Genomic DNA, 12,596 nt, shown 5'->3' on the forward strand with positions numbered 1-12,596 from the left:
CAAGGATGACGAAGGCGCCATCCGCGGCTTCGTGCTGGAAAAAGGGATGAAAGGCTTGTCCGCCCCGGCAATCCACGGCAAGTTCGGCCTGCGCGCCTCGATCACCAGCGAGATCGTGATGGATGAAGTGTTCTGCCCGGAAGAGAATGCCTTCCCCGAAGTGCGCGGCCTGAAGGGGCCGTTCACCTGCCTCAATTCGGCGCGCTACGGCATCGCCTGGGGTGCGCTCGGGGCGGCCGAGTCCTGCTGGCATATCGCCCGCCAGTACGTGCTCGACCGCAAGCAGTTCGGCAAGCCGCTGGCGGCCAACCAGCTGATCCAGAAGAAGCTGGCCGACATGCAGACGGAAATCACGCTCGGCCTGCAAGGCTGCCTGCGCCTGGGCCGCATGAAGGACGAAGGCACGGCCGCCGTCGCCATCACCTCCATCATGAAGCGCAATTCCTGCGGCAAGGCATTGGACGTGGCGCGCATGGCGCGCGACATGCTGGGCGGGAACGGCATCTCGGATGAATTCGGCGTGATCCGCCACATGGTGAACCTGGAAGTGGTCAACACCTACGAAGGCACGCACGACATCCATGCGCTGATCCTCGGACGCGAGCAGACCGGCATCGCTGCATTCTGAAGCACGGAGAAACCGAATGGACCTCAACTTCACCGCCGAGGAACAGGCGTTCCGCCAGGAAGTACGCGACTTCGTCGCCGGCGCCCTGCCTCCCGACATCCGGCACAAGGTGCTCAACGGCCTGATCCTTGAACGCGACGACTACGTGCGCTGGCAGAGAATCCTGCACGCGAAGGGCTGGGGCGGCCCGGCATGGAAGAAGGATTTCGGCGGCACCGGCTGGAGCACGGTGCAGCAATACATCTTCGAGGAAGAATGCGCCGCGGCCGGTGCGCCGCGCGCCATTCCCTTCGGCCTCAAGATGGTCGCTCCGGTGCTCATGCAGTACGGCTCGCCGAAGCAGCAGGACCGCTTCCTGCCGCGCATCCTCGCGGCGCAGGAATGGTGGTGCCAGGGCTATTCCGAACCGGGCGCAGGCTCCGACCTCGCCTCGCTCAAGACGCGCGCGGTGCGCGACGGCGACCGCTACATCGTCAACGGGCAGAAGACCTGGACCACGCAGGCGCAGTATGCCGACTGGATGTTCTGCCTGGTGCGCACTGATCCGGAAGCCAAGCCGCAGCGCGGCATTTCCTTCATGCTCATCGACATGCGCAGCCCTGGCGTGACCGTACGGCCTATCATCACCATGGACGGCGCGCATGAAGTCAATGAAGTCTGGCTGGAAAACGTCGAAGTGCCGGTCGAACACCTCGTCGGCGAAGAGAATGCCGGCTGGACCTACGCCAAGTTCCTGCTCGGACACGAGCGCACCAACATCGCCGGCATCGGCATCGCCAAGCGCGAACTGGCCCGGCTGAAGCGGCTGGCGACGATCGAGACGAAGAACGGCAAGCCGCTGATCAGGGACCCGCTGTTTTCATCGCGCATCGCCCAGGTCGAGATCGACCTGACGGCGCTGGAAATCACCAACCTGCGCGTACTCGCCGCCGAGGCCGAGCGCCGTGCGCCCGGCCCGGAAGCATCCATCCTGAAAATCAAGGGCACCGAAATCCAGCAGGCGATCACCGAGCTGCTGGTGCAGGTGGCCGGGCCCTACGGCTTGCAACTCCGCCGCGAAGCGATGGCGGCCGGTTACCAGGGCGATCCGGTCGGCCCCTTCTACACGGTCCCGCTTGGTCCGAACTACCTGAACATGCGCAAGCTGTCGATCTACGGCGGTTCCAACGAGATTCAAAAGAACATCATCTCGCAGATGATCCTCGGCCTGTAGGAGAAAAAGAATGGATTTCAGCTTCACCGAAGAACAGCAGATGCTGCTCGACACCACCCGGCGCTTCGTCGCCCGGGACTACAGCTTCGAGGCCCGCCGCAAGATTCGCGAGACATCGCCCGAGGGATTCAGCCGCGAGGCGTGGAAGGCGCTGGCCGACATTGGCCTGCTGTCAATCAATGTGCCCGAGGCCGACGGCGGACTGGGCGGCTCGCCGGTCGATACCATGCTGGTGATGAACGCCATCGGCGAAGGCTTGCTGCTGGAGCCTTACCTGAGCAGTGCCGTGCTGTCGAGCAAGGCCATCGCGCTGATGGGCAATGAGGCACAGCGCAGCGCGTTCCTGCCGGCACTCGCCGCCGGCGAAAAGATTGCCGCCTTCGCGCACGACGAACACGCTTCCCGTTTCGACCGTATGGCGATCGGGACGCGCGCCTCGCCCGTGGGCAGCGGTTATGTGATCACCGGGCACAAGAGCGCGGTGGTGCACGCCGCGTCGGCCGACCTGCTGCTGGTGACGGCGCGGATCGAATCCGGCGCGATCGGCGTCTTCCTCGTGCCACGCGACACCAGCGGCCTGCGGCTCGTGCCGTTCAAGACGGTCGATGCGGTTCCCGCGGGCGAAGTCTGGCTCGACCAGGTATTCGTTCCGGCGACCGCGCTCCTGGACGGCAATGAGGCGAAGATCGCCGAAGTGCTCGACACCGGCATCGCCGCCATCTGCGCGGAAGCGGTCGGCGCGCTCGACAAGCTGCTCGCCGCCACCGTGGAATACGCGCGCAACCGCAAGCAGTTCGGCCAGCCGATCGGCAAGTTCCAGGCCTTGCAGCATCGCATGGCGGACATGGTGCTGCATATCGAGCAGGCCCGGTCGATGAGTTATCTCGCTGCGGTCCGCTGCAACGATCCTGATCCGGCGCTGCGCGGCACGGCATTGTCGGCAGCCAAGGTCGTCGTCGGGCAGGCGTGCCGCTTCGTGGGGCAGCAGGCGGTGCAGCTGCATGGCGGAATGGGCGTGACCGACGAGCTGGACGTCAGTCATCACTTCAAGCGCCTGATGGCGATCGAACTGCAGTTCGGCAGCACGGATACGCATCTGGAAGCCTACGCAGCGCAACTGGCGTGACCGATCCCGGTCTCGTGGACTAGAATCGTACGGACGTGCCAAAACACCTCCGAACAATCACCACGAGACAAGGATTCCCATGGGCGTCACCCGGCTCCTGATTGCCAACCGCGGCGAAATCGCCATCCGCATTGCGCGCGCCGCGGCGGAACTCGGCATCCACACCGTTGCCATCCATTCCGAGGACGATGCGGCCTCATTGCATGTACGCCGGGCCGACGAGCACCGCACGCTCAAGGGGACGGGCGCGCAGGCCTATCTCGACATCGCGCAGATCGTTGCCACCGCCAAGGCAGCAGGCTGCGATGCCATCCACCCCGGCTACGGCTTCCTGAGCGAGAACGCCGCTTTCGCGCGCCGCTGCGCCGAGGAAGGCTTGCTGTTCGTCGGCCCGCAGCCGGACGTGCTCGACCTGTTCGGCGACAAGGTGCGCGCCCGGGAACTGGCCGGGCGCTACGGCGTTCCCGTCATCCCCGGCACCAGCCGCGCCACCAGCCTGGAGGAAGCGCAGGCATTCTTCGCATCGTTGGGCGGCGCGCCGATGATGGTCAAGGCGGTGGCCGGCGGCGGCGGGCGCGGCATGCGCCTCGTGCGCCACGCGGATGAACTGCCCGATGCCTTTGCGCGCTGCCAGTCCGAGGCCAAGGCCGCGTTCGGCAGCGCCGACCTCTACGTCGAGCAACTGCTCGCCAGCGCACGCCATATCGAAGTGCAGGTGATCGGCGACGGCAGCGGCGCGGTCACGCACCTGTGGGAACGCGAATGCACGCTGCAGCGGCGCAACCAGAAGCTGGTCGAAGTCGCCCCCAGCCCCACCCTGCCGCATCCGCTGCAAAAGCGCATCATCGAGGCCGCCCTGCACATGGCGCGGGAAGTGCGCTACGCCAGCCTCGGCACCTTTGAATTCCTGCTCGATGCGAGCGACCACTCCGAGCATGCGCCCTTCTATTTCATCGAAGCCAATCCGCGCCTGCAGGTTGAACATACGGTGACGGAAGAAATCACCGGCATCGACCTCGTCAAGTCGCAACTGCAGCTCGCCGGCGGTGCCACGCTCGCGCAGATCGGGCTGACCCAGCACGAAGTCCCCGCGCCGCGCGGCTTTGCCGTGCAGTTGCGCATCAACATGGAAACCATGGATGCAGAGGGCAACACCCAGCCGGCCGGCGGCCGCCTCGCCGCATTCGACCCGCCCTTCGGGCCCGGCGTGCGCGTCGACACCTGCGGCTACACCGGCTACGTCACCAACCCGAACTTCGATTCCCTGCTGGCCAAGCTGATCGCCTCCACTTCCTCGGGCCGCTACCCCGACGCGATCGCGCATGCCTACCGCTCGCTGTGCGAGTTCCGCGTCGAGGGCGTGGATACCAACATCGGCCTGCTGCAAAACCTGCTGACGCGACCGGACGTCGTCGCCAACCGCGTCCACACGCGCTTCGTGGAAGAGCATATCGCCGCGCTCGTCGAGCCGGACGGCGGCGCGCATCGCAAGCTCTACCCCGACACAATGGAAGAGACATCCGGACAGGAGCACCCTGCGCTTGAACCCGCGCTGGAAGGCACCGTGCCCGTGGCCGCCCCGATGCAGGGCTCGGTGGTCTCCATCGACGTGCAGGAAGGCGAGCTCGTCCACGCCGGCAGACAGATCGCCGTCATCGAAGCGATGAAGATGGAACATGTGGTGAAGGCCGAGACCGGCGGCATCGTGCGCTCCCTCCATGCGCGGCCGGGCGAGGTCATTTTCCGCGGCCATCCGCTCGCGTACATCGAGCCCGCCGATGTCGATGCGCTGGAAGCCGAGCAGGCGGAGGGTATCGACCTCGACGCCATCCGCCCCGATCTTGCCGAATCCCTCCAGCGGCACGCGGTCGGTCTCGATGCTGCACGTCCCGATGCGGTGTCAAAACGCCGCAAGACCGGCCAACGCACCGCGCGCGAAAACGTGGAAGACCTGTGCGATGCGGACAGCTTCATCGAATACGGCGCGCTCGCCCTCGCCGCCCAGCGCCGCCGGCGGACGGAAGACGAACTGATCCGCATCAGCCCTGCCGACGGCCTTGTTGCCGGCATCGGCAGCGTCAATGGCGCGCTGTTCGACGACAGCAAATCGCGCTGCATGGTGCTGGCCTACGACTACACGGTGTTCGCCGGCACGCAGGGCATGATGAACCACAAGAAGACTGACCGCATGTTCCAGGTCGCCGCGCAATCGCAGCTGCCGGTGGTGCTCTTTGCCGAGGGCGGCGGCGGACGGCCGGGCGACACCGACGCCATGCTGGTCGCCGGCCTCGACGTGATGTCCTTCATCAACTTCGCGAAGCTGAGCGGGCTGGTGCCGCGCGTGGGCATCGTCTCTGGCCGCTGCTTCGCCGGCAATGCCGCCTTCCTCGGTTGCTGCGACGTCATCATCGCCACCGAGAACGCCACCATCGGCATGGGCGGCCCGGCGATGATCGAAGGCGGCGGACTGGGCGTGTTCGAACCGGAACAGGTCGGCCCGGTGAGCATGCAGGCGCCCAATGGCGTGATCGATGTGGTGGTGGCGGACGAAGCGGAAGCGGTGCGCGTGGCGAAGAAGTACCTCTCCTACTTCCAGGGGCCGCTGGCGCAATGGGAGTGCGCCGACCAGCGCGCACTGCGTCGGCTGGTGCCGGAAAACCGCCTGCGCTCCTACGACATCCGCGCGGTCATCGACGCCATTGCCGACAAGGATTCCGTACTCGAACTGCGGCGCAGCTTCGGCACCGGCATCCTCACCGCCCTCGTGCGCATCGAGGGACGTCCCTTCGGCCTGATGGCGAACAACCCGATGCATCTCGGCGGCGCCATCGATGCCGATGCCGCGGATAAGGCGGCGCGCTTCATGCAACTCTGCGATGCTTTCGACCTACCCATCCTCTCGCTGTGCGACACGCCCGGCTTCATGGTCGGGCCGGACGCGGAAAAGACCGCGATGGTGCGTCATGTGTCGCGCATGTTCGTCACCGCGGGCAGCATCAGCGTGCCGTTCTTCACCGTCGTGCTGCGCAAGGGCTACGGCCTCGGTGCGCAGGCGATGGCCGGCGGCAGCTTCCATGCGCCTTTCTTCACGGTGGCATGGCCGAGCGGCGAATTCGGCGCCATGGGACTGGAGGGCGCGGTGCGGCTGGGCTACCGCAAGGAACTGGAAGCGATCGCCGATCCGGTACAGCGCGCCGAAGCCTTCAACAAGATGGTGGCCGAGTCCTACAAGAGCGGCAAGGCAATCAACATGGCCTCCTTCCTCGAAATCGACGATGTTATCGACCCTGCCGACACGCGGCGCTGGGTCATGCGCGGATTGCGCTCGGCGCCGCCGGCCGCAGCGCGCAACGGCAAGAAGCGTCCCTGCATCGATACCTGGTGATGGCAAACCGCGCCGCATTGCCGAGAAGCTTTTACGCGCGCGCCACGGAAGACGTGGCGCGCGACCTGCTGGGCAAGCACCTCGTGCATGTCGACGGCGACATCGAGCGCCGGGCGCGCATCGTCGAGGTCGAAGCCTATGTCGGCGCGCACGACCTCGCCGCGCATTCCTCGAAGGGCGTCACGCCCCGCACTGCAGTCATGTACGGGCCACCGGGACACGCCTACGTCTACCTGATCTACGGCATGCACCATTGCATGAACGTGGTGACTGAACCGGAAGGCAACGGCGCCGCCGTGCTGCTGCGCGCGGCGGAACCGGTGGCGAACGTGGAAGGCAATACGAAAGGCCCCGGCCTGCTGTGCCGGGCGCTGGGCATCGACAAGCGGCTGAATGGGCGCGATTTGCTGAGCGAGGATTTTTATCTTGCTGCCCCGCCGCGGGACGAAGCGTTCGGCGTCGTCACCCGGCCGCGCATCGGCGTGGCGTATGCGGGCGAATGGGCGGATGCGCCCTTGCGGTTCTACATTGAAGGCAATCCGTTCGTTTCGAAGAAGTGATCAGTGCTTGTCGGGCGGGGGGACGTGCTCGTCGGTGTCGGTGTCGGCGTCTTTATCGACTTCCGGAGGGGATGCGCCGGTCACGTTCTGTTCGGCAAGTCCTTGCTCTTTGGCCTTTTCGCGCTTGTTTGCGGTTTGGGTGTTTGCCTCGCGCAGACCCTTGGGGTTTTGGTGCATGGCTTGCTCCTTGAGGAAGGTTGACATGCGTAGGATGTGCGGGGGGCCGATTGGTTCTTGCGATGCATGGTGGGTTTCGCTTCGCTCTACCCACCCTACCGTCCTCTATAAAGAACCGTAGGGTGGGTAGAGCGTAGCGAAACCCACCGCCGCACATAAAGAACCGTAGGGTGGGTAGAGCGTAGCGAAACCCGCCAGCGCCCCTCCGTCACCGCATGCTGCGCGTAACGTGATCGCTCCATTCAAACGCAGCAAGCTGCAGCAGATAGAGGTCATTGTGCGAAAGCCGCAGATCACGCAGCGCCTGCAAGAGCTGCGTGTCGGTCTTGGAATGCCACTCTGTGTATTCCACGAGGTTCAGCAGCTCCCCGAAGTAGCCCTCACGCCGCAGCAGTGCATTACCCACATCATCAACCACCGGTATTTGTTCCAGGATGCTTTCCATCGGCATGCTGAACAGCGTGTCCATCAGCGACATGATGCCGACCGTGAAAGCGGTGTCTGCAATCCCCCGGTTGCCGGGCTTGAGCTTTTGTGCGAGAAGTTCCATGAGGCGGCCGCGCGTGGTGGCAAGTGCCAGTAGCGGCAGTACCACGCTCCCCCCAGCGTGGTCGGCGTAGAGCATCACTTGCAGCCAGCGTTGCAGCTGGTTGCGGCCGAGCACCATCAGCGCCTGCCGCAGCGAGTCGATGCGGTGCGCGCTGACCGCCGGCGTATTGACCAGGCGCAGCAGGTTCAGCCCGAGCGATACGTTGCCCTTGATGTGCTCTTCGATCACCGAGTTGTCGGCGTCCGAGGCGATGAGCGCCATCAGGCGTGTGATGGCGAGCTGGGAGGGCGCGAGCTTGCGGCCCTGGATGCAGGCCGGCCGGGTGAAGTAGTATCCCTGGAAGAAATCGAAGCCGAGTTCATGGCAGACCCGGAACTGCTCGACGGTGTCCACCTTCTCCGCCAGCACGCGCTTGCCCTGCGCTGCATACCGGGCGCGCAGTTGCGCGAGTTCCGCCGCCGGCTTGCCGGCGATGTCTATCCGCACCCCTTCCACACAAGGCAGCAGGCGGGCAATGGCGGCGGCATTGCCGTTATCGACCACCGCAAAGCGAAAGCCCTTCTGCGTCAGCGCTGTCACGCGCTCGATGAGTTCCGGCGCAACCTCGCGCACGTCGGCAATTTCCAGTATCACCTTCTCCGGCGGCAGGAACTGGAAGATGTCGCTCATGAGCGCCTGCGGATCGATGACAAGGATGCCGATGAGGTCGCCGATCACCCTTCCCATGCCGTGCTGGTAGACGTCGGCGATCACGGATGCGGAGGCGGGCTGTTCCTCGGCGGGCGCATCGTCGTCGCTGCAGAACAGCAGTTCATGCGCAACGAGGTTCTGGTCGCGGTCCACCACCGGACGGCGGGCCATGAAAAACTCCGAGGCGAGCAGTATCCGGTGCGCACTATTGAAGGTTACGCTGATACTCATGGCTGTCCTCGCTCTGCGTGCAATGCGGCACGCGTTTCTAATCGTCGTTTATTGTCGGTCGGCCGCCGCAGGGTGGCCTCCTTTCGTTCTATAACGACAAGAATAAGTTTTGCTTAAGAGAAATAATATGTGCAGTGCAACATCACGGCAGGCGCAGCGTGAACAACGCCCCGCCCTGCGGATGGTCTTTCAGCGACACCATGCCGCAGCGCTCGCCCTTGCGGTGCGCCTGGGCGATGGCCGCGCATAGCGCCGTGCCCAGCCCGGTCGAGGGCTTGTCTTCCTGAGCACCGAGGCCCGGCCCGTCGTCGCGCACGGTGAATGCCAGCGTGCCTGAATCGTCCATTGAACAGCGCAGTTCAACCCTGCTGCGCGCAAAACGGGCGGCATTCTGCAGGGCGGCGGCCAGCGCCAGCCCGACCAGGTTTTCGTCGAAGAAGCCGAGCACGGGCATATCGCGGGCATCGACAGCCACTGTCAATTCCGGGCGGCCGGTGGGATTGTCGCGTACCACCGCATTCAGGAAATCCTCGGGATTCATCGCATCGATACGGGCGACCAGCCCCTGCGACGACGCCTTGTACAGCGTGAGGAAGCCGATCAGCCGGTCGCGCAGCGTGGAGCACATGCCCTGCGCAGTCTCGGCCTGCTCCCGGCTCGGCGCCTGCGCCAGCGCCGCCAGCGTGCCCTCCAGCACGCCCAGCGCGTTCTTGATGTCGTGCACGACGGCGGCCGCCAGCCTGGTATCCATGCCTGGTCCTCCTAGTCCTTCCTTGCCCGGCTCAAGGTCTCGCGCATGAAGCGGTACATCTTGGCCACGCGCTCGTTCCCCGGCAAGAGCACGTCGAGCTTGGCAAGGTAGTTGTTGACCCGCGCCACGTAATCGAGGTTTAGGCCCTTCTGGCTCATCCACAACAGGTGGAGCTGGGCGGCGGCCAGCAGCACGCCGGTGTTCTCCGGCATGCCCTCCAGCGCCTCTTCCAGCTTCTGCAGCGATTCGTCGAACTGTGCCTTGCGCATGAGCGCGCTGGCCTCGGCGACGATGGCATTGACCTGGTCGAGCGCATGGTCGACCACGGCGGACACCATCTCTTCCTTGCCGCTGTCCTTGAGCACCTTGCGCGCCAGCGATACCAGCCGTGTGTTCTCGTGGTCCGAGCGCACCGCTTTCGACAGGATGGCCGCACCCTCGTCGTCGCGCCCGATGGAAAATGCCGCCTTGGCCAGCGCCAGCGCGGCGCCGTCTGCCTTCGTGGCATCGGCCAACGACCTGGCCCGCTCGAAGGCATGCTGCGCCGACTCCAGGTCGCCCATCTTGATGTGCGCCTGCGCCTGCACCGCCGCCTGGGTAGCGGCAAAGGCCTCGGATTCGCCGTAATGCTTGGGCGCGGCCGCCAATACCTGCAGCGCCGCGTCCGCCTCGCCCGCATCGACATGCACCTGCGCCAGCGACAGCAGGTCGGAAGGCTGGGCGGTGATCGAACCCTTCGTATGCTTGAGCGCCCGGTCAAACGCCGTGCGCGCCTGTTCCAGATCGCCGGTGCGGTAAGCCACGTCGCCCACCATGCGGCTGCGGCGTGCCGACGGAATCACCTCGTACGAGCGGTTCAGCGCCTCCAGCGCCTCCCGTTCATTGCCCTGCGCCTCGGCCACCTTGGCCAGCAGGTCATAGGCGACCACATACTGCGCATTGCCTTCGAGGACCTCCTGCGCAACGGCCTTCGCTTCCTCCAGCTGGCCGGCAGCAAAGTGGCAGCGGGCGACGCCGTAGCGGGCCCAGACCAGGTCGTCGCGCAGCTTCAATGCGCCCTCGTAGACAGCGCGCGCCTCTTCCGGCTTGCCCAGTTCGAGCAAGGCATTCGCCTTGATCTTCAGGATATCCAGCGCCCACTTCGGCTGCACCTGCAGCGCGCGGTCGCATTCGGCCACTGCTCCGGCCACATCCTTCAGGTTCAGCCGGCCCACGATCTGGCGCAGCGCATTCTGCTTGTCGAGCAGGCGCTCGATGCGCTCCAGCAGCTTGCCGCCGGTGAGCGGCTTGACCATGTAGGCATCAGGCTGGAACTCGGCCGCGCTGGCGACCAGGTCGTAACTGCTCTCGGCCGTCACCATGATGAACATGGTCGAGGCCGGCAGGATGTTTTGCGAACGCAGGAACTCCAGCATCTGCTGGCCGTTGGTTTCCCGGTTCAGGTTGTAATCGCAGACGATGACGTCGTAGGCGTTCTTGCGGATGCAGCTGATCGCCTCGTCCGGCGTGGCCGCCTGGTCGACATGCGGAATGCCCAGCTGCCCGAGCTGGGTCCGGATGTTCTGCCGCATGGCCGCCATGTCATCGACAACAAGCGATCGCAAGTGGGCCAGGCGCTGATTGATGATGGTGGCCATAGCAATCCGAGATGTAAAACGGCTTCATCATACCGCCTAACGAGGAAAAATTGCTTAACGGAAACACATCCGGACATGAAATATTTCTGGAATCCAACAAACTGATGAATTCATTCCGACTCCCCCCTACAATGGACGGGAGTATTTCTTCCAGTCATCACAGTCGTCCCGTGTTGCTGTTTTTGCACGGACGCGAAAGGAAAACCATGGAGCAGCGCCCCGCCGACATGCCGGTCCAACCCGCCCCGCAGACCGCCCCGGAGATCGCAGCGCGGCCGCCTGTCCTGCGCCGCATCAACGAAGCCCACCGCGAGCTCGACTACCTGCTGTTCAACCTGGACCGCGTGCCGGACGCCCAATCGCGCCTGCTCGCCCTCGCCGGCAAATTGATGGCGGCAGTCGAGGACGGCCCCGACATCGCCCTCGCCTGCATCCTGCACAACCAGGACGAAGGCAGCTACGCGGTACGGCATTGCATCGACACCGCCGTCGTCGCCATGCTGGTGGCGCGTGCGCTCGACAAGCTGCCCAACCAGATCCTCACCATCGTCGCCGGCGCGCTGACCATGAACATCGGCATGCTGCACAAGCACGAGCAATTGCAGACCCGCCTCAACGCCATCTCCCAGGACGAACTCGCCGCCATCCACGCTCATCCGGAAGTCGGCGCCGACATCCTGCGCCGCGCCGGCATCACCGACGAGGAATGGCTGGACTGCGTGCTGCTGCACCACGAAAACGAAGACGGCAGCGGCTATCCCTATGGCTGGACCGGCGAGCGCATCCCGGTCACTGTCAAGATCATCGCCCTCGCCGACCGCTACTGCGCGCGCGTCTCCTCGCGCAGCTACCGCCGCTCGCTGCTCCCGATCGAAGCGCTCAGGGACATCCTCCTGGCGGATCAGCACCTCGTCGACCCGATGCTCACCGCATGCTTCATCCGCGTCGTCGGCATGTACCCGACCGGCGCGGTCGTGCGGCTCGCCAGCGGCGAGATCGGCGTCGTGTCGGGCAAAGGCAGCGATTCCACCGCGCCCGCGGTGCAGGTGCTCGTGGGGGCCGACGGCGTGCTGCTCGGCACGCCCGTCATGCGCGATACCGGCAACGCCGGCTACGGCGTGCGCGAAATGCTGAGCAGTGAACAGGCTGGCGTGCGGTTCAGGATGTGGCAGGTGTGGGGGGAGGATGCGCGGCCGTGAATGCGGCCGACCGGCGCCGTTCACCTGATCCATGGATTTTAATTAACGGAAGGAGCGGGTCCCTTAGATCCCTAATTACGATCGCGCGGAATTTGGTCAGGTCCTCTCAGAGACTTTGAGATTGTCTTTACAAAAAGATGGATGAAAAGAATAAAAAGTGGGATGGCAACGACTGACGAAACGATCGCGCAGAAGATGATAAACATACCTGTTCCAAGGTCATCTTCGCCCGGGGGTATCGGGTGGCGAAGGCTATAGAAATGTCCCGCAATCGAGACGGACAGAAAGATGAATCCGACGCTAATTGCGAAAGACAAGCAAATTGAAGAGACCCATATCGCGACACGGCGCATCGGCTTCAACTGAGGTAATGATTTTAAAAAGCATCATCGCTGTGAAAGCGAATTGTAGTTCCGAGTGTGATCTGGGCGGACGAGAAATTAAAAGGA

Annotated in this window: 10 protein-coding genes; 6 read left to right on the top strand and 4 right to left on the bottom strand. The window is 64.5% G+C overall.

Annotated features, from left to right (window positions below):
• From VFF99_RS16020 to VFF99_RS16040, 5 genes are all read left to right on the top strand, one after another.
• Window positions 1-628, top strand: a 628-nt coding sequence (locus tag VFF99_RS16020; RefSeq protein WP_325019627.1) for an acyl-CoA dehydrogenase family protein, incomplete at its 5' end; no start/stop codon positions are given.
• A 16-nt stretch (window positions 629-644) separates the two neighbouring features.
• Window positions 645-1,841 (top strand): acyl-CoA dehydrogenase family protein, encoded by a 1,197-nt coding sequence (locus tag VFF99_RS16025; RefSeq protein WP_325019629.1) that lies wholly within the window; start codon window positions 645-647, stop codon window positions 1,839-1,841.
• A 10-nt stretch (window positions 1,842-1,851) separates the two neighbouring features.
• Window positions 1,852-2,967 carry an acyl-CoA dehydrogenase gene (locus tag VFF99_RS16030; protein WP_325019630.1) on the top strand — a complete coding sequence of 372 codons (1,116 nt, stop codon included), beginning with the start codon at window positions 1,852-1,854 and terminating at the stop codon, window positions 2,965-2,967.
• Between the two features lie 79 nt (window positions 2,968-3,046).
• Entirely contained in the window at window positions 3,047-6,352 is a 3,306-nt protein-coding gene (locus VFF99_RS16035) for a carboxyl transferase domain-containing protein (RefSeq protein ID WP_325019631.1), read from the top strand.
• Window positions 6,352-6,912 (top strand): DNA-3-methyladenine glycosylase, encoded by a 561-nt coding sequence (locus tag VFF99_RS16040; RefSeq protein WP_325019633.1) that lies wholly within the window; start codon window positions 6,352-6,354, stop codon window positions 6,910-6,912. Before VFF99_RS16035 ends, VFF99_RS16040 begins: the two co-directional genes overlap by 1 nt.
• Here the strand turns inward: VFF99_RS16040 and VFF99_RS16045 are convergent, their stop codons facing one another.
• The 4 genes from VFF99_RS16045 to VFF99_RS16060 form a co-directional block, all read right to left on the bottom strand.
• Window positions 6,913-7,116, bottom strand: a complete 204-nt coding sequence (locus VFF99_RS16045) for a hypothetical protein (protein ID WP_325019635.1) — start codon at window positions 7,114-7,116, stop codon at window positions 6,913-6,915.
• A 181-nt stretch (window positions 7,117-7,297) separates the two neighbouring features.
• Window positions 7,298-8,560, bottom strand: coding sequence for an EAL and HDOD domain-containing protein (locus tag VFF99_RS16050; RefSeq protein ID WP_325019637.1), 1,263 nt, complete (start codon window positions 8,558-8,560; stop codon window positions 7,298-7,300).
• Window positions 8,561-8,702: 142 nt separating this feature from the next.
• Complete coding sequence (locus VFF99_RS16055; RefSeq protein WP_325019639.1) at window positions 8,703-9,311, bottom strand: sensor histidine kinase; 609 nt, start codon at window positions 9,309-9,311, stop codon at window positions 8,703-8,705.
• Window positions 9,312-9,322: 11 nt separating this feature from the next.
• Window positions 9,323-10,948: a tetratricopeptide repeat protein gene (locus VFF99_RS16060; RefSeq protein ID WP_325019641.1), complete on the bottom strand. Its 1,626-nt coding sequence runs from the start codon at window positions 10,946-10,948 to the stop codon at window positions 9,323-9,325.
• Between the two features lie 206 nt (window positions 10,949-11,154).
• Between VFF99_RS16060 and VFF99_RS16065 the strand changes: the two genes are divergently transcribed.
• Window positions 11,155-12,147 carry an HD-GYP domain-containing protein gene (locus VFF99_RS16065; protein ID WP_325019643.1) on the top strand — a complete coding sequence of 331 codons (993 nt, stop codon included), beginning with the start codon at window positions 11,155-11,157 and terminating at the stop codon, window positions 12,145-12,147.
• The last annotated feature ends 449 nt before the right edge of the window (window positions 12,148-12,596 follow it).

The organism is Noviherbaspirillum sp. (assembly GCF_035654295.1).
GTDB lineage: Bacteria > Pseudomonadota > Gammaproteobacteria > Burkholderiales > Burkholderiaceae_D > Noviherbaspirillum.

What these genes read in the sequence shown, in the direction of transcription:
- VFF99_RS16030 (WP_325019630.1), top strand. Translation starts at nt 1,852, where the DNA reads ATGGATTTCAGCTTCACCGAAGAACAGCAGATGCTGCTCGACACCACC.
- VFF99_RS16060 (WP_325019641.1), bottom strand. Translation starts at nt 10,948, where the DNA reads ATGGCCACCATCATCAATCAGCGCCTGGCCCACTTGCGATCGCTTGTT.
- VFF99_RS16035 (WP_325019631.1), top strand. Translation starts at nt 3,047, where the DNA reads ATGGGCGTCACCCGGCTCCTGATTGCCAACCGCGGCGAAATCGCCATC.
- VFF99_RS16050 (WP_325019637.1), bottom strand. Translation starts at nt 8,560, where the DNA reads ATGAGTATCAGCGTAACCTTCAATAGTGCGCACCGGATACTGCTCGCC.
- VFF99_RS16055 (WP_325019639.1), bottom strand. Translation starts at nt 9,311, where the DNA reads ATGGATACCAGGCTGGCGGCCGCCGTCGTGCACGACATCAAGAACGCG.
- VFF99_RS16045 (WP_325019635.1), bottom strand. Translation starts at nt 7,116, where the DNA reads ATGTCAACCTTCCTCAAGGAGCAAGCCATGCACCAAAACCCCAAGGGT.
- VFF99_RS16040 (WP_325019633.1), top strand. Translation starts at nt 6,352, where the DNA reads ATGGCAAACCGCGCCGCATTGCCGAGAAGCTTTTACGCGCGCGCCACG.
- VFF99_RS16065 (WP_325019643.1), top strand. Translation starts at nt 11,155, where the DNA reads ATGGAGCAGCGCCCCGCCGACATGCCGGTCCAACCCGCCCCGCAGACC.
- VFF99_RS16025 (WP_325019629.1), top strand. Translation starts at nt 645, where the DNA reads ATGGACCTCAACTTCACCGCCGAGGAACAGGCGTTCCGCCAGGAAGTA.